We start from the raw sequence: 21,944 nt of genomic DNA, 5'->3' as shown, positions 1-21,944 counted from the left end.
CTATTCGTAACCAAATTGGCGTTAATCTTCGTTCGCACGTGAATTCCAATGATGGCGGAGGCGATGGGCGAAGACAGCGCAGATTCAGTCATCCATCGCATGGCCAAGGTGGCTCGCGATGGATTTGACGCGCGTGAGATGTCGCCGGCCAAGGCGCTGCGTCTGGCGTTGGCCAAGTCAGCTGCGCGTCTGATGGGGCTGGCCTTGACGGTTCGAACTGTTGAACAGACCAATCTGCCCTTGCCGCAAATTGAGGCCGCGTTGGGCGACGAGGGGCTTCTTATTCTGCTTGACGGTCCTGATCAGACTCGGGGCGCAGTGCGGCTTGATCTGCAAACTTTGTCAGCCTTGATCGAAATGCAGCTTAAGGGCCGTGTGATCGAAGGCGAAGCTGACCCTCGACCTTTCACGCCTACTGATGCCGCTATTGCGCAGCCTTTGATCAATGCGGTGTTGGACGGGCTGGATGAGGCATTGAGCGAAGCCAACATAGTCGAATGCGCGAGCGGGTTTCGGTTTGGTGACCGGGTTGCGGATGCCCGTAGTTTGGCGTTGGCGCTGAGCGAGCCGGATTTCGACCACTTCCGCCTGAATTTGGACTTGGCCGGCGGCGCAAAAAACGGCGTTTTGGATTTGGTCCTTCCAAAGATGCGTAACAAACCGACAAGCCAGACGAGTGATGGGGCCGGAACGCTTAGCGTCAAGCTGGAGCAAAACGTGTTAAACGCACCGGTGACACTTGATGCGGTCTTGGGGCGCGTCCATGTCCCGCTTCATGACGTTTGCGACTGGACGCCTGGCACGGTTTTGCCGCTGTCGCCCGAAGTGCTGAGCGATGCGAGGCTCTTGGGAGCAGAAGGACACAGTGTCACCAGCGTGAAATTGGGCCAGCTCAACGGCTTTCGCGCTGTGCGGTTGGTCGATGATACCGCCGAGCGAGACGTCGTTTCACAGGGTGATGCAGGAGAGGGGGCTCTCATAGCCGACACCCTTGAGGTGGATGCAGATGACACGCTTGCCGGACACCCGCCTTTGCCGTCACTGGAAGACAGTGCAGCATCCGCACCACCGGATGTGGGCGCATCTGACATTGACATGGATATCTCCAGTTTGACGCAGCTTGAGACATCAGGTTTGAATGAAGATCGGATCGCAGACGCCTCAGGCGTTGGCGACGATGACTTTGATCTAGACCAATTGCTGGCATCTTCGGCTCTGCCGGCACCAGCTGAATAGGCGTTCGCCTTGGGTCCCCTAAAGCTTGTTCAATGGCACTTTCAGCATCACATCGCCGTGCTCATCCGCAGGCGGCATTTTGCCCGCGCGCATGTTGATCTGCAGGGACGGGATGATCAGCTTGGGCATCGGCAGCTTGGCATCGCGCGCGTCGCGCATGGCCACAAAGCTTTCGCAGTCTTTACCGCCGCCCACATGCACATTGCGCGCCTTCTGCTCCGCCACCGTGGTTTCCCAGGCATATTCCTCTCGCCCAGGCGCTTTGTAGTCGTGACCCACAAAAATACGGGTTTCATCAGGCAGGCTGAGGATTTTCTGGATGGAGCGATACAGCATCTCAGAAGACCCACCCGGGAAATCGCATCGCGCCGTTCCAAAATCCGGCATAAAGAGCGTATCCCCCACGAAGGCCGTGTCACCCAGCACGTAGGTCAGGCACGCTGGTGTGTGCCCTGGCGTGTGCATGACATCGCCGCGCAGCTGACCCACCGCAAAACTGTCGCCCTCCACGAAGAGCTGGTCAAACTGTGAGCCATCGCGCTGAAATTCGGTGCCTTCGTTGAACACTTTGCCAAAGGTGTCCTGTACCGTGGTGATCTGATCGCCGATGCCAATCTTGCCGCCGACGCGTTCCTGAATATAAGGCGCGGCTGAAAGGTGATCGGCATGGACATGAGTTTCCAAGAGCCATTCGACTTTGAGCCCTTCGTTTTTGACATGTGCAATAATCGCATCTGCCGAGCGCGTATCGGTGCGCCCGGATGCGTAGTCGAAATCCAAAACGGAATCGATCACCGCACAGGCGCTGCCGCCAGGGTCCTTAACCACGTATGAAATGGTATTTGTCTGCTCATCGAAGAAAGCTGAGACGTGAGGTTGCATCGCGAGCTCCTTTTTTCTGCACAGGATTTAAGCACTTACCCGCAGCCTACGCTATTTCGGGCAAAACTGTCATGACAATGTTGCGCTTAGCATGGCATAATACAAGGACATTGCACAACCACGGGCGTAATCGCATAGGGTGCGGGGGAATCCAACCGTGGCACCAGGGAGGAAATTCAGTCATGGATCGTCTGTCTGACGAAATGACCACATTGCACAATCAAATTTTGGAAACGGCGGAAGAGTCGCGTTATCTTTTGCACCCCCACCTGACGGGTCTTTTGAACCGAATGAAAGCTCAGGGTCACGAAATCCCAAAAGACATCCGGCAGCTGCATGATGAACTGACTGACGCAGCCATTGAGGCGCAGTTCGACAACATGCCCGTCTGAAAATTACGGTTTCGCGTGTAAACCATTGCGCAACGCCTCGTTTCGGCGTGTAATCACACCAAGCCGCGAGGAAAGGCGGCATGGCACGAAACGGGGCAACGAGTGGCGTCCGAAGTACATTACAGCGTTGAGAACGGCATAGCCGTGCTCTGTATGACGCGCGGCAAAGACAATGCACTTGTGCCGGATATGCGCGCAGAGCTGATCGCGGCCATAAGGCAGGCCGTGTCGGATGATGCGGTATCTGGCGTTGTGCTGACCGGTCTTGGCCGTGGCTTTTCCTCTGGAGTTGATATCGAGGAATACAACCAAGAGCTGCGCAGCCCATGGCTCACGAATGTGTGCCACACAATCGAAGAGGCCCCGAAACCTGTTGTGGCAGCAATGCATGGATCAGCTTTGGGCGCTGGATTTGAGCTTGCGCTTGCAGCACATGCCAGGGTGGCCAAGAGTGGGACAAAAGTCGCCTTGCCAGAAGTGCGGCTGGGCCTTTTGCCTGGCGGGGGCGGCACACAAAGATTACCGCGTCTTGTCGGAGCCCAAGCGTCGCTGAAGATGCTCTTGTCAGGTCAGATTTACGCCGTTGAAGATCCCATGCTTGCGCCCGTGTTCGCACATGTGCTGCAAAACGACCCCGTGCCAGCCGCGATCGAATTGGCCCGCCAATTGGCGCAAGCAGGCATCTGGTCCAAAAGCTCAGAGTCTATGCAAGGGTTCAGTGATGCTACCGGATACCAGCGCAGCATACAGTCAGTGCGCAGCAGGCTCACGGAAAACGACAAACTGGAGTCGGATGTTCTGCGTTGCATCGAGGCGGCACAGCTTTTGCCATTTGATCAGGCTATGCAGTTGGAAAGCACCTTGTTCGAGGCGCGACGCACCTCATCCGCGTCGCGGGGCATCCGCCATGCATTTGCCGCCGAACGGCGCGCGCATGCGATGCCGGATCTGACCGGAACGATCCCTAGGCATGTCGAAAAAGTTGTTGTGATCGGCACAGCCCCAACTCAGGCAGATCTGGTGGTTGCCGCGCTGAACCGGGGCAAGACGGTATCGATCCTGACGTCAGAATCAGTCGCCGCCGAGCAAATCGCAGCGCGGGTGCGTGACATGTATCAGACAGCTGTTGAACGTGGTCGTATCGATATCATTGACCGCGATGCGCGGTTACGAGAGCTGAGCGCAGGTGATGATCGCGGCGTCATTCCGCAGGCCGATCTGATCCTTGACAGCGGTGGTGTGGTGATCGCGCATACCAAGGCCAAACCGGATGCCGCGTGGTGTGTTCTGGACGAAGCGCTGCCGAGCCTGGAACGCGCCGAGCAGGTGGGGCATCCGACCATGGCCCTGCGCATTTATCGCCCAGCCTATATTCCCCGCTTGGCCGAGATTGCGACCAATGCCGATAGCCCGGCTGATGCCGTGGCGCGCGCGGTCAGCTATTTCTCTGCCCAGGGTGCCACGGTGCTGCGCGCCACAGAACGTCCTGGTCTGCTGGGTCATCGACTTATGGCGGCGCTGGAGCGTGCGGCGCTGGTTCTGGTGCGCGCCGGGGCCGATCTCTTTGACGTTGATGCGGCCGCCGAGGCGGTGGGCTTTGTGCGTGGACCATTCCGGTTGATGGAAGCCGACCGTTTGGAACAAGCCTCGCAACGCATTCGGCGCATCATTGGTCCCGAAACAATCGCACCCGAACTTGGCCTTCTGGAGGCGCGCGCGGTGCTTATGGCGTCTGGGACTGCGGCGGGCACGGGCTTTTATGCAGCACAGGACGACAAGATTGTGCCGGACCCGGCTGTGCGCGGCTGGCTTGAGACGTGGCGTGCCGGGCAAACTGATCTTAAGACCGACCTATCCCGGATCGAAGGGCCATCCTTGCAACTGGCTCTGCACGCAGCAGTGGTCAATCAGGCGGTGTCGATGATCGAGGCAGGCGATGTCGTGCGGGCCTCTGATATCGATTTGTGTATGGTCAAAGGATACGGCTTTGACCGGACGCGCGGCGGGCCTCTGCTTTGGGCGGATATTCAGGGGCTGTTGCCAATTTTACGGACGATGAAGGCGCTGGCCCCTTTGTCAGACGTCTGGCAGCCGCATCCCAAAATTGAAGACATGGTCAAAAATGGGGAGCGGTTTTTCAGCTGAACGCAATTCCAAGCACCACCATCATGAGGCCAAACATCGACAGGAATAATGCGCCCGTGTTCATTGGCACGACCTTTTGAAGTTCCGCGCGAAGCGCGTCATCTGAAAGACCCGCCTTGCGCGCCTTCATCACCCGCAGGATGCACCAGATCAAAAGCGCAAGCCCGCCCAAAGTCACCGCGGCCCCCAGCCAGATGAGTATTTCCATGGCGCGTATCCCTGTCTCTGTCGTCGTGATCCTGCGCCTATTGCATCTGGTCTTGTCCCGCAAGCCGTTGCAATAAATCGGGGCTTGCGGGGCAGGGGCAGCGGCGGTAGGGAAAAGGCCTGTCGCAAGCGGAGAGAATTATGGACGACCAGACGCCCGGAGCCGAGAGCAGCTATCGCGTAACCGCAGACGAGCTGCGCCAGTTTATCGAGCGTTTTGAACGCCTTGAGTCTGAGAAGAAAGACATCGCCGACCAGCAGAAAGAGGTGATGGCCGAAGCCAAGGCGCGCGGCTATGACACCAAGGTCATGCGCAAAGTCATCGCACTTCGCAAACGTGATAAGGATGATCTGGCCGAAGAAGAGGCCGTGCTGGACATGTATAAAGAAGCGTTGGGCATGTAAGACGCGAGATCAGGGCGCAATCATATTCACGCCCGAGACCCGCGCGACCTCAAAAACATCCTCGTCATAGATTTCGGACAGCCGGTCAATCAGCTCTTCTGACCAGCCGGGCAGATCCAGCTCTTCTTCGATTTCCTCTTCTTTCACGAACTTGTCCAGAAACGCCACGATCACACGGCGTTTCTGGATTTCCGTCATATCCGGTTGACTGGCCATATAGGTCTCAAACCGCTGGACGCCTTCCCCGGTCATGATCTCTTTGATCAGCATGTATTCGCCTTGAAAGCTTGCGTTGGGGTCAAGCCCGGCCAGTTCGCGCACCACCTGACCCCAGATGAGGGGCGTGTCTTCGTTGCACCAAATCGTCATGGGCATATCGGGATGCGCCTCACGCAGACGCCGCACCATGTCGGTCCAGCGAAACGCGCCGGGGTCAACCCCGTTGAGCATATCCGTCATCGTCTCAAACGGTGTCTTGGGCAAAATCGCCGGGAAAAACGTGGCCAAATCGCGCAAGCCCACGAAGAACTCGATGTCGTCATTGGGAAAGATCTGGCGAAACGCCTCCATGCGGGCGGCGGCCTGGGGATAAAGCTGGCCTTGTCCAACGGCCATCTTCTGCGTTCCGAAAAACCCCTGGTTGGACAGGATCAGCCGATCCGCGGCGGGATCATGGTTGATCGTATCGAGCACAATATCGCGCGCCTCGTCATTGATCCCGGATTTCATCGCGGCGTTTAGAATATCACGCAGAAGCTTGCGATAGACGCGCGGGTCAGGCACGTCAGTGCCAATCGCCGACAGGCGTTCCTTGTTCTCTAACAGGCACTGAATGAGCCTGTCATCGTCGGTCATATGCGCGCCTGCGTGGATGACGACCTGCATGTTTGCCCCTCGGGATCGTTTGTCTGGGAATATACCGGCTTTGACGGCCATGAAAACCGGATTCACATTGCCGCGCAAAGAAGGCGTTTTTCATCTTGCAGAATGCGTCCGAGATGCGTAATCAGGCGCCCGTGCCCCTATAGCTCAGCTGGTAGAGCAACTGATTTGTAATCAGTAGGTCCGCGGTTCGAGTCCGTGTGGGGGCACCATCTCTTCCCGAAAACCGATTAGGTTTTGTGCACTGTGTTCGCTCCGGCTTTCACAATTGCGTCATGGCTGAGCGGCCTTTGATGCCCGTATGTGCCTGATTTACAAGGGTTTGGACGCGTCAATGCCTGTGAGCGCCTGGCGTTCACGCCAAGAAAAACCTTGTTCGCCAAACGGCTCGCATGTTTGTTTGATGTCAACCAAAGCTCGGGGAGGAAGAGCCTATGAAACGACTACTGTTATCCGCCACACTCGCGTTGGCGCCGGTCGCGGGGCACGCCGCGGAGGGTGAGCGCGTTCAGGTCAAGGGAGAAATCATTGACACCTGGTGTTACTACTCAGGTGTAATGGGGGGCCTGACGCTGTTGTCGGCTCGGCGCATCACACCTGTGCGCTCTGGTGTTCAGCAGGGGGCATCCCTGTTGGCCTGTTAGGTGAAGACGGTGAAATCTACATGGTGCTGAAGATTGAGGGTGACGACGGGTCTGCCAGTGGCGACACGCAGCTCAAGCTGGCCAGCCATGAGATCGAGGCTGACGGCATTCTCTACAAACGCGACGGTCTGAATTATCTGGTGGTGGAAGAGGTTGTCGCAGACCTTGGCATCACCAATCTCAACCACGAAGACTTCGGTCCTGTACCGGGTTTTGCCATCCCGAAACCCAAGAAATGAGGCCTGCCATGAAAAAGTTTTTCTTGTCTCTCGCCTGCATGGCGCTTCCGATGGCTGCCAGTGCCGAGGATTTCTCGGCCAATTCAGAAGCCAAAACTTGGAACCTTTTCGCAGAACAACCCGCACGATTTGAGGCAAAGGTCGTGGATATTCTGTGCGAACTATCAGGCGATTGCCCGGACAATTGCGGTGATGGCAAGCGTCAGTTGGGCCTGTTGCGCGCGACCGACGGTGTGCTGGTCTATCCCAACAAGAACAGCCAGCCTGCCTTTACCGGGGCAGCTTTGGAACTGGCCCCGTATTGCCAGGCGGATGTCGAGGTGGACGGTCTAATGATTGAGGATCCGGATCTTGGAGCTCAAAACGTCTATCTTATTCAGAAAATCCGCAATGTGGGTGATGCCGAATGGGTCAAGGCCAACACCTGGACCAAGAAGTGGGCGGCGGCTCATCCGGAAGCGAAAGGGAAAGGTCCGTGGTTCCGCCGCGATCCTCGCATAAAAGCTAAAATCGAGAAGAACGGCTATCTTGGGCTGGGCCTGGAAACCGATGAGGCATTCATCGCAGACTGGTTCTCTGAATGAAACGCGTTGTCTCAATGCTGGCGGCCGGATCCCTGGCCGCCACCGCTTGGGCGCATGACGGCCATGATCACGATGGTGGCACGGCCAGTTCTGTGATTTCGCCGGATGTGGAGCAGGCGCTGAAGGAGGCGCCGACTGCTCTTCCCTGGGAGGTTGGCGGGCCGTTTGAATTGGTGGATCACACAGGCGAGGCGCGCAGTCAGGCCGACCCGGATGGCAAGTACCAGCTTTTGTTCTTTGGCTATGCCAATTGCCCCGGCATCTGCAGCGCGGCCTTGCCAATGATGGCGCAGGCGGCAGAGCAACTTGAAACGGATGGTATCGAGGCGCAGGCGCTGGTGGTGACGATTGACCCCAAACTGGACAGTCTTGAGACTATGGGGCCGAGCCTTGCCAAAATCTCAGATCGCCTCTTGGGTCTGACCGGGACACCTGAGGCATTGGGCGTGGCCTATGAGGCTTACAATGTGCAGTTTGAGCACCTCTTTGATGATCCGCAATACGGGCCGATCTATTCCCATGGCAGCTTTATCTATGTGCTGGACCCGGAGGGGAATGTCCTGACGCAAGTGCCGCCGATTTTGCCGCCAGAGCAGGTGAGCCAGATTGTGCAGAAATATGTGAAGGCGGGGTCCTGAGGGGTGGGAGCCTAGGCAAGCCGCCATTCCCTTCGGTGATTGTGCTAAAGACATGCGCAAACTGTGCAAGCAAAACGTAGACGCGCCCCGGTTCGTTATTGATACACCTTTGAGCCCATCCCGTACCTTCGTTCTCCACACCAAAGGCACGGAATCGAGGGCCGCATGCCCGCCGTGCCAGCGCCGGACCGGCCCGATGGGCCGGCGCTTTAGGTGGCGTCAATGTTATGATTATTTGGCAGGCGGACTTGGCCGGGATAAAGCGCGCCGATCATTTTCCGGATGCGCCGTCCCCCGGTCCGCCGCTGACACGGCTCAACGCAAGGTCCGCTAAGTTCCGCTGAGCGGCCCCTGTACAGGAAATGATTACCAAAACTCCAATGACAGCTTCCAGGCTGAGACGGGGCTCACCGGGGCGCCACCATCCCATTCATGACATAACCGTCAGCCCCCGCAAACTCCGCTTGCACACCGCTCAGCCCCCCTAGAAGACCCCAGTGATTTTGACCGCCGCGGACGCCTCCGCGGCCCCTATGCACTGGAAGGACGAACATGCAGGTCACAGAGACGTTGAAGGAAGGCCTCAAGCGCGGCTACACGATGACGCTTTCGGCCAAAGAGCTTGATGACAAGGTCATGGACAAGCTCAAGGAAGCGCAACCGGACATTGAGATGAAGGGTTTTCGCAAAGGTAAGGTGCCCTTGCCGCTGTTGAAAAAACAGTTTGGCGACAAAGTCATGGGTGAGGCCATGCAAGAGGCCGTCGATGGCGCGATGAATGCGCATTTCGAGGAAACCGGCGAACAGCCCGCCGCGCGCCCCGATGTCAAAATGACCAATGAGGACTGGAAGCCGGGCGAGGATGTCGAGCTTGACATGAGCTACGAGGCGCTGCCGGACATCCCCGAGGTGGATCTTTCAAAGATCAAGGCGGAACGCCTTGTGGCCAAGGCCGCTGATAAGGACATCAAGGAAGCCTTGGATAACCTGGCCAAGACGGCGCAGGATTTCAAAGATCGCAAGAAAGGCACCAAAGCCAAGGATGGTGATCAGGTCGTCATGGATTTCGTCGGTCGTGTGGACGGTGAAGCCTTTGACGGTGGAAGCGCAGAGGACTACCCGCTTGTTCTGGGGTCCAATAGCTTCATTCCCGGTTTTGAAGAGCAGCTTGTCGGCGTGAAAGCCGGTGAAGAGAAGGTTGCCAAGGTCAAGTTCCCGGATGAGTACCAGGCGGAGCATCTGGCCGGGAAAGACGCGGAATTCACCTGTAATATCAAGGCTGTCAAAGAGCCTGTTGCGGCCGAAATAAATGATGAACTGGCTGAGAAATATGGGGCCGAGAACCTTGATGCGCTCAAAGCGCAGATCGGTGAGAAGCTGGAGGCGGAGTATTCCGGCGCGGCCCGTGCGGTGATGAAGCGTGGCATTCTTGATGAGCTCGACAAAATGGTGAGTTTTGAGCTTCCTCCGTCGATGGTCAAGGCAGAAGCAGACTCGATTGCGCACCAGCTGTGGCATGATGAGAATCCCGATGTCGAAGGTCATGATCATCCCGAGATTGAGCCCACGGAAGAGCATACCAAGCTGGCTGAACGCCGGGTGCGTCTTGGCCTTTTGTTGGCTGAGCTTGGCAAAAAGGCCGAGGTTGAAGTGACGGATGCGGAGATGACGCAAGCGGTCATGGAGCAAGCGCGTCAGTACCCGGGTCAGGAACGTGAATTCTTTGAATTCGTTCAGCAAAACCCTCAAATGGGTCAGCAACTGCGCGCACCGATCTTTGAAGAAAAGGTCATCGACCATATCGTGGAACAGGCCAAGGTGACGGATAAGGAAGTGACCAAAGCCAAGCTTGAAAAAGCGGTTGAAGCGCTGGAAGAGTAGGTGTCACCCGACATCAACAGGAACGGGCCGCCCAAATCGAGCGGCCCGTTTTTTTGTGTGAGTGGTCAAAACGCTTCAGGCGTCGAAGGCGCGGGACCCGGGCGTTTCAGTGCCTGACAAAGCGTTCTGCAGTGCGATTGCGGCGGCGCGCTCGCGGTCGGTTTCTGCCGATGCGATTTGGTCCCGCATATAGGTTTTGAGTTCGGGATTCATTGCCGCATCCGGAGTTGGTGCAAGAGCCGCGGCGACTTCTTCTTCTGGCGCAAAGATATCGCCATCGATGCCCGCAAAGGCCCGCACTTTGCTGATCCGCTCAGAGCTGCAATCAATCAGAGCGGCCAGGGCCTTGACCTTGCCCATATCCGCCGTTTTTCCGACATACCCATAAGGCGCATTGTCCGAGCGGTGCAGGATACGGTCCATGAGCGGGTCGATGACCGTGATGATATCTGCGATCCCGGCTGATTTGGCATATTCCATAATCCCAACCATCAATTCCGAGGTGGTGTAGGACACGGTGTTTTTGCCATGCCCGCCTGAGAGGCGCTGGCGGTCAACGCAAAACCGTGTTGATTCCCAAACAGTTGCGCTTCGCAGTGGAGGCTCTCCATCCAGAATGTCAAAGAACACATCCGACAGCATATGCGGGCCTGTCGTTTGCAAAAGACGCGCGCATCCTGTCACGCCATAGGTGTCATTGAGTGTGATGACATAGGCCGGGTCCAGCCCGTCGAACAAGTCAATTTCACGTCCATTACGCACATTTACATCCCAGCCCATACGATCGCGGAAAACCCGTGCGCGCAGCTGATACATTTCGTCCAGAATTGCCCCAAAGCGATGTTTGTTAAGGGCGTCTACTACTAACAACATTGTCTGTTCCTTCCCTTTTTGGTGCGACTGCATTGGAAGGTAGAGAACAGCTGGATTTTTGATATTGGGGGAATCCCGTAGTGCCTTTTGAGGTTGCTCAACTAAGGCGTTTTGCGAAAAACCGTGGATCACGGCCTTTCGCAAAATTCTATGGTGCATGTCGGGCCTATCCTGGTGTGATCAATCCAAGGCTGACCGCACGTCCTACGGCCTGAGCGGTGGTCAGTGTGCAGAGCTTTTCACGGCTGGATCTGATATGAACCTCTACCGTACGCACCGAGATTGAGAGGATATCACCCACATCCTGTTGCGACTTGCCCGCGGCAATCCATTGCAGGATTTCCACTTCGCGGGCGGACAAGGTCGCGTGACCCAGCAAGTATGATAGGCGCTCAGAATGCATCACAGTGTCATGCAGATTTACAGCTAAGGTTTGCAGCTGTTGGATCACCTCGCCCTTCAGCTTCACCCAATCCGGTGTGGTCAGGTCAGATGTGACGCTCAACAAACCAGTGTCGCCAAATGGGCCGCGCACCGGCACCGTTAAGCCGGATTGCGGCAGGTTGAAGTCTCTGGCACGGTGGAAGACCGATTGAAACCCGGGGTCCTGCCGAAGGCGTTGCCAGTCTACCGGAGCAATGCTGCGCGATGCGGCCTTTAGCGTCGGATCCACAAGGTGAAAGCGTTCCCCCATATAGTGCTCTTTCCACGCATCAGGGTAGGTGGTGAAGGCATGAACCTTGCCGGAAATCGGATTGGTGGACGCATAAGACGCGTAGTCCAAGCCAAGCGTGTCGCACACTGCGTTAAGCTGCTGCACAAAATCCTTTTGGCCCTTGGGGGTTTTTGCCAGGTCAATGAGACTAGTGTACGGGGTCATTGCGGTCGTTTATTTGCCGGTGGCGGCAGCGTTTTCAGTTCCGGACAAGAGAGCGCGCGCATCTGCAAAAGGACGCGAGACTTTTGCGGCGCAGGCAGCGTGTCGAATAAATCAAGCATCTCCTGCATCTCTTTGACTTCGTAGTCTTTCGACGGCTCGTTTTGGAACAGACGAACGACGGAAATACCGAGCAGGTCTGCAATGTGCCAGAGCTGTGAAGGGAGAATGCGTCGCGCGCCAGCTTCGTAAGCCTGCATTTGCTCGACTGAAATGCCGAGCGCTTGCGCAAGTTCTGACAACTTCAGACCCTTTTCATTTCGATATGTGCGAACTCTTTGCCCGATGAGTTTGTCAATTTGCATTCTTCACAGCTTCACTTGAATACTACCTAAAGTAGAGTAACTTATTTTCAAGTTAATTTAAAGGAGTTTTCAATAAACGTGGCTGCAAAAGAAAAAGCCGCCCAAGCGCATTTGGCTCAGGCGGCTTTTAGGTCGTAAAATTAAGAGCTTAGCTTTCGTCGTCAGACGCTTCAGAGCTGTCAGATGCTTCTTCTGGAAGCACGTCTTCAACGGCTTCAGCCAGATCAGCGTCATCATTTGCTGCAGATCCGATATCGTCAAAGAGCTCCGCGATCTCAAAATCAGCGGCTTCTTCTTCCTCGGCGGCCAGCTCCTGAATGGTCTTCCCGGAGGCCTGAAGTTCGGCTTCTTCCTGCGAGCGGGCGACGTTCAATTGGATGGTTGCGTCCACTTCAGGATGCAGATTGACCAACACCTCGTGCAGACCAAGCTCTTTGATCGGGCCCGTCAGCGCGACTTGTTTGCGGTCAACGGTAAACCCGGCCTCGGTTGCGGCCTCGGCGGCGTCACGTGTGGTGACGGAGCCATAAAGCGAACCGGCGTCTGAGGCTTGGCGAATCACGATGAACTGTTGCCCATTGAGTTTATCGGCCAGCGCATCGGCTTCTTTCTTGGTCTCAAGGTTGTTGGCCTCAAGCTGAGCTTTCTGCGCTTCAAACTGAGCGATGTTGGCCTCGGAGGCCGACAAGGCTTTTTTCTGAGGCAGAAGGAAGTTGCGCGCAAAGCCGGGCTTTACGTCCACAACATCACCCATCTGTCCTAGTTTGGCGACGCGTTCGAGAAGGATTACTTGCATGTCAAATTTCCTTCTTACTTCACAGCGTAAGGCAGCAAAGCCAGGAAGCGGGCGCGTTTGATGGCACGGGCCAATTCACGCTGCTTTTTGGCGGATACTGCGGTGATACGGGAGGGCACGATCTTGCCGCGCTCAGAGATGTAGCGCTGCAGGAGTTTGGTGTCCTTGTAGTCGATCTTTGGTGCGTTCTCGCCTGAGAAGGGGCACACTTTACGACGGCGGAAAAATGGTTTTGTTGCCATGGTTTACAGTCCTTTTCTCAAGCTGATCAGCTGCGACGTTCGCGGCGGTCACCACGCTCTTCGCGTTTTTGCATCTGAATGGACGGGCCTTCGGCGTGCTCGTCGACCTTGATGGTCAAAACGCGCATCACGTCATCATGCAGACGCATCAGGCGTTCCATTTCCTGGACCGCTGCGGCAGGCGCGTCAGTCTTCAGAAAGGCATAATGCCCTTTGCGATTTTTGTTGATCTTATAGGCCATCGTTTTGACGCCCCAATATTCGGATTCGACGATCTTGCCGCCATTGTCCGAAAGGACGGTGCCAAAATGTTCGATAAGGCCTTCAGCTTGCGTGTTGGACAAGTCCTGACGCGAGATAAAAACATGCTCATAGAGCGGCATGTGTGGTTCCACTTCTGTCTAGGCGCATTTCAAAGGCGGGCCATTTGCCTTTCGCGACCCGTCCACGAGAGACTGCGCGGTTCAAATGTTTGAGCGAAAGGAAGCCGGGCTATACGATGGATCGTCTGTTTGCGCAAGCGGGCAAGGCCAGAGCAGGCTGCCCGTAGGGCAAATCGCCATGACCCTGCCGAATGCTGGCCGCATTTCTGTCGCGATTGCTTGGCAAACTTATCTTCAGATTTCCATCGGTATAGGCTTGGACAAGGCGGAAAATGGCGGCTGTTTCTGATCATTCTGACACCCAGACCCATGAGTTTTCTGATGCGGTGCTTCAACCTACTGAACGTGCCAGCTCGGCACGGCGCGCGATTGCGTCCTGTGCAGGTGGCGCTTTGTACATGGCGGCCTTGGGAATTTGGCTGGTGCCGGCAGAAGACAGCGCGATGCAGCTCATCAAACTGGTGGCGTCCTGCGTGATGGTCGCCGCTGGCGCGTTTTTGTTTCACGGGGTTTCGGCGCGGGCGCGCGAACCTGAGGTGCAGGTTGACCTCATTACGAGGCAGCTGCGGGTTTATGAGTATGACAACCGAGGCAAAGCCGTCTTGAAGGCGTGCCATGAGATGGATGACCTGCAGGAGCTTTCGCTGCGCAAAGACCGGTTGCGGGCGCGCGATGAGCAAGGCGAGCTGATGGTTGATGTTGAGATTGGAGAAGATGAGGGCAGGGCGCTTTTGCGCAGTCTCAAAGCTTAGAGGCGACGCGCTCGGCAATCAGGACTTTGTGTTGATGCACAGAGAACCCTGCGTCTGTTCGTTCTTCCACACATTGTGTTGAAAACTGCCAACTTGCTCTGGCGCGTGGATACTCCATTTTAGATGGCATGAATTATCTGACACGCCAAGGAGCACAGTCATGAAACATCTTGCCACCGCCGGAGTCCTGGCACTTGCCACAACAGCCTCAGCCGCCTTTGCGGCACCTGAGAAGTATACGCTGGATGCCAGCCACAGTCAGGTGATGTTCTCTTACAATCATTTTGGTTTTTCCACGACCTACAACATGTTCTCAGGCTTTGAAGGCGAGATCGTGTTTGACCAAAACAACCCCGAAAACTCGAGCGTTTCCGTAGCCATGCCGGTTAAGTCGTTGTTTACAGGCTGGGAGGCGCGGTTTCAGCACTTCATGGCTGAAGATTTCTTTGGAGCGCAGGACGGTGACATGATCACGTTCACCTCCACGGCGATCGAGGTGACGGGTGATAACACTGCAGATATCACGGGTGATCTGACAATCAACGATGTGACCAAATCCGTAGTTTTGGATGCAAAGCTCAATCAGGTCGGACAAAACCCGTTGAACGGCAAGGATTGGGCGGGCTTTGACGCAACGACCGTCGTCAAACGGTCCGATTTCAACCTTGGTGCTTTCGCGCCAAATGTGAGCGATGAGTTGGACGTACGGATCTCTATCGAGGCTGGCAAGGCCGAATAGGGGGCCGCTGACACACGAGTTTGGAAAGGTCCGGGATGCAATTCCTGGGCCTTTTTCATCATCTGCGGTTTGCGGGCAAAAAACAGCGCATCCTCGTGCCAGTTCGCTATCAGGCAACAGGATGCCGATTTGTGTCTATACCAAAACCTTGAGTTGAGGCATTTTACACTATGCCCGAAATTATGACGGGCGTTCCCTCATGAAGGTATGGCTGCCATGATCATCTACCCGACGTTAGAACTTCATAATGGTAAATGTGTGTCCCTCACGCGGGGTCGATTGGAGGACCCTGTTCTTTGGCATGTTGATCCACTTGAGACCGCCAAAGGGTTTGCGGCGGCAGGTGCTGAATGGATGCATGTCACCGATATCAATGCGCTTGCAGGAGAGGGCAACAACAATGATCTGCTGGAAGAGATCATTCGCTCTGCGGGCATTCCCGTACAACTTGGCGGTGGGTTTCGGTCGCGTGAAGTTGTAGAGCGCTGGATCGAGAAAGGGGCCGGTCGCATCGTGATTGGCACGATGGCGGCCTATGAGCCCGAGATGGTGCGAGAGCTGGCCAAGTGGCATCCCGATCAGATTGTGCTGGCCGTGGATATATTTCAAGGCTCCGTGATGACCGAAGGCTGGCGAACGCAAAGCGCGTTTGACCCTGCGGCCTTTGTGCGTGCCTTTGATGAAGCCCCGCTGGCCGGGATGATCGTGACGGACATTGATGCCGATATTGAAGACACCGACGGCTCTGTGGGCGTGATTTCGGGCCTTGCGGCTGAGACGCGGCATCAGGTGATTGCACGTGGTACGGTGCGCAAGGTGGATGATGTGTCGTTGCTGAAATATGTGCCGAATATCTCGGGCGCGATCATCGGGCGCGCGCTTTTGTCCAAGGACGTCGATCTGGCTGAAGCGCTGGAGTTGGCACAGGCCACGCCAGAGCCGGTTGCGGATTTCCAGTAGACTTGCAGCTCAATTGCAGACAATCCAAGGAAGAGCGGCGATGCGCGCCTCTTCGCCTTGATGGGCTTGCCCATGGGGGGTAAGGCGCGCTAAGAGCAGCGAAAGAATTTAGGAAGAGGGCAGCAGTATGCGGCGTGTCGTTGTCACCGGCCTTGGGCTGGTTACTCCCCTGGCTTCGGGCGTTGAAGAAACTTGGAGCCGTCTTTTGGATGGACAGTCTGGTGCGGGCACGATCACCCGGTTTGATCCGGTCAATGTTGCGACGAAATATGCCTGCGAAGTGCCGTTAGGCGATGGCAGCGACGGTACGTTCTGCACTGACGACTACATGGAGCCCAAAGAGCGCCGGAAAGTGGATGACTTTATCTGCTATGGCGTGGCTGCGGCGGATATGGCGGTTCGCGATGCGGATTGGATGCCAGAAGATGAGGAAAGCCGGTGTCGCACCGGCGTGATGATGGGCTCTGGGATTGGCGGGCTGCGCTCTATTGAAGAGACCACAAACATCATCCGCGACAAGGGGGTGCGGCGGGTATCTCCCTTCTTTATTCCTGGTGCGCTCATCAATCTGATCGGTGGTCAGGTGAGCATTCGCCATGGATTCAAAGGCCCCAACCACGCGGTTGTCACGGCTTGTTCTACCGGTGCGCATGCAATTGGCGATGCCTCACGGCTGATTATGTTTGGCGATGCCGATGTGATGGTGGCGGGCGGGGCTGAGGCGTCGATCTGCGAGATCGGGATTGCCGGGTTCAACGCATGCAAGGCGCTGTCGACAAAGCGCGCAGATGATCCCAAGGCGGCAAGCCGCCCTTATGACGCGGATCGCGACGGGTTTGTTATGGGCGAAGGCGCGGGCATGGTTGTGCTGGAAGAATATGAGCACGCCAAAGCGCGCGGTGCCAAGATTTACGCCGAAGTCTTGGGGTATGGGTTGTCTGGAGATGCCTATCACATCACTGCGCCCAGCGAGGATGGCGATGGCGGCCTGCGCGCAATGCAGGCGGCGTTGAAAAACGCGGATCTGACCCCAGCGGATGTGGACTACATCAACGCGCATGGCACATCGACCATGGCGGATACGATTGAGTTGAAGGCGGTTGAGACGCTGTTGGGGGATGCGGCCTCGAACGCGACGATGTCGTCAACCAAGTCGTCCACCGGACACCTCTTGGGAGCTGCTGGGGCGATTGAGGCGATTTTCTCAATCCTTGCGGTGCGTGATCAGGTGGCACCGCCCACGATCAACCTTGATAATCCGGCTGTGGAAACACCGCTCAACCTTGCGGCGAATGCCAAGCATGAGCGTGAGATCAACGTGGCGCTGTCCAATAGCTTTGGTTTTGGCGGCACCAATGCGTCTCTGTGTGTCGGGAAGGTTCGCTGATGTGGCGCAACATCGCCTCGAATTTCCTGACTTTGCTGGTGGTGATTGTCTTCCTGCTGGGGGGCGCGGTCCTTTGGGGGCAAAACCAGTATAGCAGCGCAGGCCCTTTGGAAGAGCCGATCTGCCTTCAGGTGCCGCGCGGCAGTTCGATGCGTGGGATTTCGGAAAACCTTGCCGAACAGGGCGCGGTCTCAAACGGTTCGATCTTTCGGATTGGCGTAGATTACGCGGACAAGACGCAGCTCTTGAAAGCCGGTAGCTGGTTGATCCCCGAAGGATCGAGCATGAACGAGATTGCCGATATCATCACGCGCGGCGGGGCGAGTACCTGTGGCACGGAAGTGGTGTATCGGATTGGTGTAAACTCTGCTCAAACAGAAGTCAGAGAGCTGGATCCTGCAACCAACAGGTTTGTGGAACGTGTCGCGTTTGCCGTGGGAGAGGACGCGCCCGCCGACTACACCGAAGTCCGCGATCAAGCCGATACGCGGTACCGTGTTGCCGTGGCCGAAGGTGTGACCAGCTGGCAAATCGTGAATGCGTTGAATTCGATAGATGCGCTGGAAGGTGAGGTCGCCGAAGTGCCGCCGGAGGGCAGCCTGGCACCGGACAGTTATGAATTCAGCTCTGGGGATGACAGGGCGAGCGTGATTCAGCGGATGCGTGACGCGCAGGATGCGATCCTGGCTGAGGTCTGGGAAGACAGAGATGGGGACATTCCGCTGACTGAACCCTATCAGGCGCTCATCCTGGCCTCTATCATTGAAAAGGAAACCGGTGTGGCCGAGGAGCGCGGACAGGTGGCCAGTGTGTTCACCAACCGCCTCAGACAAGGGATGCGGCTTCAGACCGACCCAACGGTGATCTATGGGATCACCAATGGTGAGGGCGTTCTGGGACGGGGGCTGCGGCAAAGCGAATTGCGGCGGGCAACGCCCTACAATACCTATGTGATTGAAGGCTTGCCGCCGACCCCGATTGCCAATCCGGGACGCGACAGTATCGAGGCGGCGGTGAAGCCGTTGGATACCGATTACATTTTCTTTGTAGCCAAGTCGCTCAATCCGCGTGACGGGCATCTCTTTGCGGAAACGCTGGAACAGCATAACGAAAATGTCGCTGCCTACCGCGCGCTGGAGCGGGCGCAGGACGACCAATAACATTTTCCACGGCCTGAACCATGTGTTGCGGCCCCTGATCGGGGGTGCGCACGGTTCGCGCAATGTTTGTTAAGCCTCATTGAGCAGAGTTGTCTCACGCGCCTAAGCAGGTCGGGGGTATTGCCCCGCTTCTCAGGCGCTGTCGAAACAAACACCAATGAGGTCAAACCCCCGCTTATGCCCTTGATTACAATCAGTGAAACCCCCAGCGGATTGACCGAGGCGGTTGATACGCTGGAACGGCAGCTTGCCGATATGCGCAAGGAGCTGTCGGCGATGTATGATCGGGTCCAGCTTGGTGAATTCGGCGAGTTGAAGAATGCATCCAGAATCATTGCCGACATCCGGCAGTGGCTCAAGATCGCCATCGAAGCGGAGGCGCAACTTGCAAACCGAGAAAAACAAGAGCTTGGCATCAGCCTATCCTACGGACTCGATCTTGACCGGGCAAAAGAGACGATTGGATGTGAACTGGATCGTCTCAGAAGAGCCCGAGATACAGGCGGAGTTTCTCGACAATCTGAGTGACGGTGAAACGATGGCCTTGCCCTACCTCTTTGAGTTTTGGGCGATGGATCATCAATTGCCACCGACGGGTAAGTGGCGGTCCTGGGTGATCATGGGGGGCGCGGCGCGGGAAAGACGCGTGCTGGGGCCGAATGGGTGCGTGCACAGGTTGAAGGGTCACGGCCGCTTTATCCGGGCAAGTGCCGGCGTATGGCTTTGGTTGGGGAAACGATCGACCAGGTGCGAGAGGTCATGGTTTTTGGCGAGAGTGGCATTCTGGCCTGTTCTCCGCCTGACCGGCGGCCTGTTTGGCAGCCAACACGCAAGCGGCTTTTGTGGCCCAACGGGGCAATAGCGCAGATTTTCTCGGCGCATGACCCTGAGAGCCTGCGCGGTCCGCAATTTGACGGGGCCTGGGTGGATGAAATGGCCAAATGGCGGAAGGCGCGGGAGACGTGGGACATGCTGCAATTTGGCTTGCGGCTTGGCAGAGACCCACGTGTCTGTGTCACCACGACGCCGCGCAATATCGGGGTTTTGAAAGAGCTGCTGGAACGCGACTCGACTGTTGTGACCCATGCCGCCACAGAGGCCAACCGGGCACGGCTGGCACAGAGTTTTCTCGAAGAAGTGCAGGCGCGATACGCAGGCACGCTTTTGGGGCGGCAAGAGCTGGAAGGGCTTTTGATCGACAAGGTGGACGGGGCGCTTTGGACGCCCTCGGGTCTTGAAGCTGCGCGTATTGATGAGGTGCCAGAGCTTGACCGGATTGTTGTCGCAATTGATCCGCCTGTAACGGGGCGGGCCGGGTCGGATGAATGTGGGATCGTGGTGGCGGGCGCCGTGACCAAGGGGCCGGTGCAGGATTGGCGGGCCTATGTGCTGGCCGATGGCAGCATTGGAGAGGCCAGTCCGATGACCTGGGCCAGTGCCGCAATCAGAGCGATGGAACAGTTTGGGGCGGATCGTTTGGTGGCAGAGGTCAACCAAGGGGGTGACATGGTGGCAGAGGTGATCCGCAATGTGGATCCGTTGGTGCCGGTCAAAACCGTCCATGCGACACGCGGCAAGACGGCGCGAGCCGAGCCGGTGGCGGCGCTCTATGAGCAGGGCCGGGTGAAGCATGTGCGCGGCCTGGGTGATCTGGAAGACCAGATGTGTGCGATGAGCGTCAAGGGATTTGAAGGCGCAGGCAGCCCCGACCGGGTGGATGCGCTGGTCTGGGCTTTGAGCGAATTGATGATCGAACCGGCCGCGCAATGGCGCAACCCTCAGGTGCGTACGGTCTAATAAATCTTTCGTAAACCTTTGCGGTTTTGATGCCCATCGAGGTTGAGAGCAGCAGGTTTTCAGCAAGGTGACGGGTCAAGGAGACCTCAGATATGGTACTGAAATTCTTTCGCAATTCTCGCATTGAACGAGCCGCGCCCGAACACAAGGCAAGTGCCGTGGGTCGTGTCGCGGCCTGGCACAGCGCAGGGCGCGTGGCGTGGTCTCCACGCGATGCGGCGACATTGACGCGCACGGGGTTTCTGGGCAATCCGGTTGGGTTTCGCTGCGTGAAAATGGTCGCTGAGGCGGCGGCGTCTTTGCCGCTCGTCTTGCAGGACCGTCAGACGCGATATGCCGAGCATCCGGCCTTGGATCTGGTGCGGCGGCCCAATCCGGTACAGGGGCGTGCGGAGCTTTTTGAGGCGCTATACGGTCAGCTTCTATTGACCGGGAACGGGTATCTTGAGGCGGTAGCCTCACCTGAAGGTGGCTTGCCCATGGAATTGCACGTGTTGCGGTCGGATCGTATGAGCGTCGTGCCGGGCAGTGATGGCTGGCCCGTGGGGTATGAGTACAGCGTCGGTGGCCGCGCGCATCGGTTTGATGTGGGCGAGGGGCCATCTCCGGTCTGCCATATCAAGAGCTTTCACCCACAAGATGACCATTACGGCGTGTCGCCGATGCAGGCTGCGGCGCGGGCGGTGGATGTGCACAATTCGGCGGCGCATTGGTCCAAGGCTCTTTTGGACAATGCGGCACGCCCAAGCGGTGCGATTGTGTTCTCTGGTGCGGATGGTCAAGGTACGCTCTCGCATGATCAGTATGACCGGTTGGTCAATGAGATGGAGAGCCACCATCAGGGCGCGCGCAATGCCGGGCGACCGATGCTGCTTGAAGGCGGGCTGGATTGGAAGCCGATGGGCTTTTCGCCCTCGGACATGGAATTTCAGAAAACCAAGGAGAGTGCCGCGCGTGAGATTGCGCTGGCCTTTGGGGTGCCGCCGATGCTTTTGGGGATTCCGGGTGACGCGACCTATGCCAATTACCAGGAGGCTAACCGCGCTTTTTACCGGCTGACAGTGCTGCCCTTGGTGGCACGGGTGGTGGCGAGCGTGGCGGATTGGCTTTCTAGCTATTCCATTGATGTGTTCGAGCTTCGACCTGATCTGGATCAGGTGCCGGCGCTTTCTGCAGAGCGTGATGCGCAATGGGCGCGCGTGACGGCCGCAACTTTCCTGAGCGACGCGGAGAAACGGGCGCTTCTTGGGCTGGCCGCAGTTGAGGCGGGCGTATGAACTCGGATGACACACACAACGACCTAGACGGGCTTTATGCCTCGTTTGACGGCACGCAAGCCATGTTTCGGCATGTGGAGCGGCGGCTGACCTCGCTGGAGCTGAGCGTTGCGGCGATGGAAACCGAACGTGCCGTGAGCGAGGAAAAACAGAAGTTCATGGATTCTGCGTTTTAACCAAATTGACCGAAGGCTGGAAAAG

At 57.0% G+C, this 21,944-nt stretch carries 26 protein-coding genes, 1 tRNA gene and 1 pseudogene; 19 read left to right on the top strand and 9 right to left on the bottom strand.

Annotation, left to right across the window (positions count from 1 at the left end):
• Positions 1–63: 63 nt before the first annotated feature.
• Positions 64–1,236: a FliM/FliN family flagellar motor switch protein gene (locus tag RZS32_RS00320; RefSeq protein WP_339106753.1), complete on the top strand. Its 1,173-nt coding sequence runs from the start codon at positions 64–66 to the stop codon at positions 1,234–1,236.
• A gap of 18 nt (positions 1,237–1,254) precedes the next feature.
• Here RZS32_RS00320 and RZS32_RS00315 read toward each other — a convergent pair whose 3' ends face one another.
• Positions 1,255–2,118, bottom strand: a complete 864-nt coding sequence (locus RZS32_RS00315; protein WP_317055049.1) for an MBL fold metallo-hydrolase — start codon at positions 2,116–2,118, stop codon at positions 1,255–1,257.
• Between the two features lie 182 nt (positions 2,119–2,300).
• Between RZS32_RS00315 and RZS32_RS00310 the strand changes: the two genes are divergently transcribed.
• Both RZS32_RS00310 and RZS32_RS00305 read left to right on the top strand, forming a co-directional pair.
• Positions 2,301–2,510, top strand: a complete 210-nt coding sequence (locus RZS32_RS00310) for a hypothetical protein (RefSeq protein WP_317055048.1) — start codon at positions 2,301–2,303, stop codon at positions 2,508–2,510.
• Between the two features lie 102 nt (positions 2,511–2,612).
• Positions 2,613–4,655, top strand: coding sequence for an enoyl-CoA hydratase-related protein (locus tag RZS32_RS00305; RefSeq protein WP_317055047.1), 2,043 nt, complete (start codon positions 2,613–2,615; stop codon positions 4,653–4,655).
• On the opposite strand, the gene RZS32_RS00300 is transcribed toward RZS32_RS00305, so the two are convergent.
• Positions 4,648–4,863, bottom strand: coding sequence for a hypothetical protein (locus tag RZS32_RS00300; RefSeq protein ID WP_317055046.1), 216 nt, complete (start codon positions 4,861–4,863; stop codon positions 4,648–4,650). The genes RZS32_RS00305 and RZS32_RS00300 overlap by 8 nt on opposite strands.
• A 140-nt stretch (positions 4,864–5,003) precedes the next feature.
• Here RZS32_RS00300 and RZS32_RS00295 point away from each other — a divergent pair, with 140 nt between their 5' ends.
• A complete protein-coding gene (locus tag RZS32_RS00295; RefSeq protein WP_317055045.1) occupies positions 5,004–5,267 on the top strand; it encodes a DUF2312 domain-containing protein in 264 nt (87 codons plus the stop codon).
• A gap of 9 nt (positions 5,268–5,276) precedes the next feature.
• Here the strand turns inward: RZS32_RS00295 and RZS32_RS00290 are convergent, their stop codons facing one another.
• Complete coding sequence (locus RZS32_RS00290) at positions 5,277–6,152, bottom strand: hypothetical protein (protein WP_317055044.1); 876 nt, start codon at positions 6,150–6,152, stop codon at positions 5,277–5,279.
• Positions 6,153–6,285: 133 nt separating this feature from the next.
• On the opposite strand from RZS32_RS00290, the gene RZS32_RS00285 reads away from it, so the two are divergent.
• From RZS32_RS00285 to tig, 6 genes are all read left to right on the top strand, one after another.
• A tRNA-Thr gene (locus tag RZS32_RS00285) sits at positions 6,286–6,361 on the top strand.
• 222 nt (positions 6,362–6,583) lie between these two features.
• The gene (locus RZS32_RS00280) at positions 6,584–6,793 is read left to right on the top strand and encodes a hypothetical protein (RefSeq protein ID WP_317055043.1); all 210 of its coding nucleotides are present in this window, start codon (positions 6,584–6,586) and stop codon (positions 6,791–6,793) included.
• A gap of 20 nt (positions 6,794–6,813) precedes the next feature.
• Entirely contained in the window at positions 6,814–7,032 is a 219-nt protein-coding gene (locus RZS32_RS00275) for a hypothetical protein (protein WP_317055042.1), read from the top strand.
• Positions 7,033–7,040: 8 nt separating this feature from the next.
• Positions 7,041–7,616 carry a hypothetical protein gene (locus RZS32_RS00270; protein ID WP_317055041.1) on the top strand — a complete coding sequence of 192 codons (576 nt, stop codon included), beginning with the start codon at positions 7,041–7,043 and terminating at the stop codon, positions 7,614–7,616.
• Complete coding sequence (locus RZS32_RS00265; protein WP_317055040.1) at positions 7,613–8,254, top strand: SCO family protein; 642 nt, start codon at positions 7,613–7,615, stop codon at positions 8,252–8,254. Before RZS32_RS00270 ends, RZS32_RS00265 begins: the two co-directional genes overlap by 4 nt.
• 552 nt (positions 8,255–8,806) lie before the next feature.
• Positions 8,807–10,135, top strand: a complete 1,329-nt coding sequence (gene tig, locus RZS32_RS00260) for a trigger factor (protein WP_317055039.1) — start codon at positions 8,807–8,809, stop codon at positions 10,133–10,135.
• A 75-nt stretch (positions 10,136–10,210) separates the two neighbouring features.
• Here tig and RZS32_RS00255 read toward each other — a convergent pair whose 3' ends face one another.
• The 6 genes from RZS32_RS00255 to rpsF all read right to left on the bottom strand — a co-directional run bounded on the left by RZS32_RS00255 (position 10,211) and on the right by rpsF (position 13,671).
• Complete coding sequence (locus tag RZS32_RS00255; protein ID WP_317055038.1) at positions 10,211–11,008, bottom strand: acyl-homoserine-lactone synthase; 798 nt, start codon at positions 11,006–11,008, stop codon at positions 10,211–10,213.
• A gap of 166 nt (positions 11,009–11,174) precedes the next feature.
• The gene (locus tag RZS32_RS00250) at positions 11,175–11,888 is read right to left on the bottom strand and encodes a helix-turn-helix transcriptional regulator (RefSeq protein WP_317055037.1); all 714 of its coding nucleotides are present in this window, start codon (positions 11,886–11,888) and stop codon (positions 11,175–11,177) included.
• Positions 11,885–12,250: a helix-turn-helix domain-containing protein gene (locus tag RZS32_RS00245; protein WP_317055036.1), complete on the bottom strand. Its 366-nt coding sequence runs from the start codon at positions 12,248–12,250 to the stop codon at positions 11,885–11,887. Before RZS32_RS00245 ends, RZS32_RS00250 begins: the two co-directional genes overlap by 4 nt.
• A 148-nt stretch (positions 12,251–12,398) precedes the next feature.
• Positions 12,399–13,046: a 50S ribosomal protein L9 gene (gene rplI / locus RZS32_RS00240; protein WP_317055035.1), complete on the bottom strand. Its 648-nt coding sequence runs from the start codon at positions 13,044–13,046 to the stop codon at positions 12,399–12,401.
• A 14-nt stretch (positions 13,047–13,060) separates the two neighbouring features.
• The gene (gene rpsR / locus RZS32_RS00235; RefSeq protein WP_317055034.1) at positions 13,061–13,288 is read right to left on the bottom strand and encodes a 30S ribosomal protein S18; all 228 of its coding nucleotides are present in this window, start codon (positions 13,286–13,288) and stop codon (positions 13,061–13,063) included.
• 26 nt (positions 13,289–13,314) lie between these two features.
• A complete protein-coding gene (rpsF, locus tag RZS32_RS00230) occupies positions 13,315–13,671 on the bottom strand; it encodes a 30S ribosomal protein S6 (protein ID WP_317055033.1) in 357 nt (118 codons plus the stop codon).
• 272 nt (positions 13,672–13,943) lie between these two features.
• On the opposite strand from rpsF, the gene RZS32_RS00225 reads away from it, so the two are divergent.
• The 9 genes and pseudogenes from RZS32_RS00225 to RZS32_RS00185 all read left to right on the top strand — a co-directional run bounded on the left by RZS32_RS00225 (position 13,944) and on the right by RZS32_RS00185 (position 21,919).
• A complete protein-coding gene (locus tag RZS32_RS00225; protein ID WP_317055032.1) occupies positions 13,944–14,423 on the top strand; it encodes a hypothetical protein in 480 nt (159 codons plus the stop codon).
• Between the two features lie 160 nt (positions 14,424–14,583).
• Positions 14,584–15,162 (top strand): YceI family protein, encoded by a 579-nt coding sequence (locus RZS32_RS00220; protein ID WP_317055031.1) that lies wholly within the window; start codon positions 14,584–14,586, stop codon positions 15,160–15,162.
• Positions 15,163–15,378: 216 nt separating this feature from the next.
• On the top strand, positions 15,379–16,122 hold the full coding sequence (locus RZS32_RS00215; protein WP_317055030.1) for a 1-(5-phosphoribosyl)-5-[(5-phosphoribosylamino)methylideneamino] imidazole-4-carboxamide isomerase: 744 nt from the start codon (positions 15,379–15,381) through the stop codon (positions 16,120–16,122).
• A 127-nt stretch (positions 16,123–16,249) separates the two neighbouring features.
• Entirely contained in the window at positions 16,250–17,509 is a 1,260-nt protein-coding gene (fabF, locus tag RZS32_RS00210; RefSeq protein ID WP_317055029.1) for a beta-ketoacyl-ACP synthase II, read from the top strand.
• On the top strand, positions 17,509–18,669 hold the full coding sequence (mltG, locus tag RZS32_RS00205; RefSeq protein WP_317055028.1) for an endolytic transglycosylase MltG: 1,161 nt from the start codon (positions 17,509–17,511) through the stop codon (positions 18,667–18,669). The genes fabF and mltG overlap by 1 nt, the downstream gene beginning before the upstream one ends.
• A gap of 120 nt (positions 18,670–18,789) precedes the next feature.
• On the top strand, positions 18,790–19,197 hold the full coding sequence (locus tag RZS32_RS00200; protein ID WP_339106752.1) for a hypothetical protein: 408 nt from the start codon (positions 18,790–18,792) through the stop codon (positions 19,195–19,197).
• 10 nt (positions 19,198–19,207) lie between these two features.
• A pseudogene (locus RZS32_RS00195) lies at positions 19,208–20,466 on the top strand (DNA-packaging protein).
• 92 nt (positions 20,467–20,558) lie between these two features.
• Positions 20,559–21,743, top strand: a complete 1,185-nt coding sequence (locus tag RZS32_RS00190; protein WP_317055026.1) for a phage portal protein — start codon at positions 20,559–20,561, stop codon at positions 21,741–21,743.
• A complete protein-coding gene (locus RZS32_RS00185) occupies positions 21,740–21,919 on the top strand; it encodes a hypothetical protein (RefSeq protein ID WP_339106751.1) in 180 nt (59 codons plus the stop codon). Before RZS32_RS00190 ends, RZS32_RS00185 begins: the two co-directional genes overlap by 4 nt.
• The last annotated feature ends 25 nt before the right edge of the window (positions 21,920–21,944 follow it).

It is taken from the genome of Roseovarius sp. W115 (assembly GCF_032842945.2).
Lineage (GTDB): Bacteria > Pseudomonadota > Alphaproteobacteria > Rhodobacterales > Rhodobacteraceae > Roseovarius > Roseovarius rhodophyticola.
The sequence above is the reverse complement of the archived record's forward strand: the minus strand, read 5'-3'. Positions and strand labels throughout refer to the sequence as shown.

Excerpts from the sequence above, each read along its gene's own strand:
- RZS32_RS00270 (WP_317055041.1), top strand. The coding sequence starts at position 7,041 with ATGAAAAAGTTTTTCTTGTCTCTCGCCTGCATGGCGCTTCCGATGGCT.
- RZS32_RS00280 (WP_317055043.1), top strand. The coding sequence starts at position 6,584 with ATGAAACGACTACTGTTATCCGCCACACTCGCGTTGGCGCCGGTCGCG.
- RZS32_RS00265 (WP_317055040.1), top strand. The coding sequence starts at position 7,613 with ATGAAACGCGTTGTCTCAATGCTGGCGGCCGGATCCCTGGCCGCCACC.
- fabF (WP_317055029.1), top strand. The coding sequence starts at position 16,250 with ATGCGGCGTGTCGTTGTCACCGGCCTTGGGCTGGTTACTCCCCTGGCT.
- RZS32_RS00295 (WP_317055045.1), top strand. The coding sequence starts at position 5,004 with ATGGACGACCAGACGCCCGGAGCCGAGAGCAGCTATCGCGTAACCGCA.
- RZS32_RS00215 (WP_317055030.1), top strand. The coding sequence starts at position 15,379 with ATGATCATCTACCCGACGTTAGAACTTCATAATGGTAAATGTGTGTCC.
- RZS32_RS00290 (WP_317055044.1), bottom strand. The coding sequence starts at position 6,152 with ATGCAGGTCGTCATCCACGCAGGCGCGCATATGACCGACGATGACAGG.
- mltG (WP_317055028.1), top strand. The coding sequence starts at position 17,509 with ATGTGGCGCAACATCGCCTCGAATTTCCTGACTTTGCTGGTGGTGATT.
- rpsF (WP_317055033.1), bottom strand. The coding sequence starts at position 13,671 with ATGCCGCTCTATGAGCATGTTTTTATCTCGCGTCAGGACTTGTCCAAC.
- RZS32_RS00255 (WP_317055038.1), bottom strand. The coding sequence starts at position 11,008 with ATGTTGTTAGTAGTAGACGCCCTTAACAAACATCGCTTTGGGGCAATT.
- RZS32_RS00275 (WP_317055042.1), top strand. The coding sequence starts at position 6,814 with ATGGTGCTGAAGATTGAGGGTGACGACGGGTCTGCCAGTGGCGACACG.
- tig (WP_317055039.1), top strand. The coding sequence starts at position 8,807 with ATGCAGGTCACAGAGACGTTGAAGGAAGGCCTCAAGCGCGGCTACACG.
- RZS32_RS00245 (WP_317055036.1), bottom strand. The coding sequence starts at position 12,250 with ATGCAAATTGACAAACTCATCGGGCAAAGAGTTCGCACATATCGAAAT.
- rplI (WP_317055035.1), bottom strand. The coding sequence starts at position 13,046 with ATGCAAGTAATCCTTCTCGAACGCGTCGCCAAACTAGGACAGATGGGT.
- RZS32_RS00190 (WP_317055026.1), top strand. The coding sequence starts at position 20,559 with ATGGTACTGAAATTCTTTCGCAATTCTCGCATTGAACGAGCCGCGCCC.
- RZS32_RS00250 (WP_317055037.1), bottom strand. The coding sequence starts at position 11,888 with ATGACCCCGTACACTAGTCTCATTGACCTGGCAAAAACCCCCAAGGGC.
- RZS32_RS00225 (WP_317055032.1), top strand. The coding sequence starts at position 13,944 with ATGGCGGCTGTTTCTGATCATTCTGACACCCAGACCCATGAGTTTTCT.
- RZS32_RS00310 (WP_317055048.1), top strand. The coding sequence starts at position 2,301 with ATGGATCGTCTGTCTGACGAAATGACCACATTGCACAATCAAATTTTG.
- RZS32_RS00315 (WP_317055049.1), bottom strand. The coding sequence starts at position 2,118 with ATGCAACCTCACGTCTCAGCTTTCTTCGATGAGCAGACAAATACCATT.
- RZS32_RS00220 (WP_317055031.1), top strand. The coding sequence starts at position 14,584 with ATGAAACATCTTGCCACCGCCGGAGTCCTGGCACTTGCCACAACAGCC.
- RZS32_RS00320 (WP_339106753.1), top strand. The coding sequence starts at position 64 with ATGGGCGAAGACAGCGCAGATTCAGTCATCCATCGCATGGCCAAGGTG.
- RZS32_RS00300 (WP_317055046.1), bottom strand. The coding sequence starts at position 4,863 with ATGGAAATACTCATCTGGCTGGGGGCCGCGGTGACTTTGGGCGGGCTT.
- RZS32_RS00185 (WP_339106751.1), top strand. The coding sequence starts at position 21,740 with ATGAACTCGGATGACACACACAACGACCTAGACGGGCTTTATGCCTCG.
- rpsR (WP_317055034.1), bottom strand. The coding sequence starts at position 13,288 with ATGGCAACAAAACCATTTTTCCGCCGTCGTAAAGTGTGCCCCTTCTCA.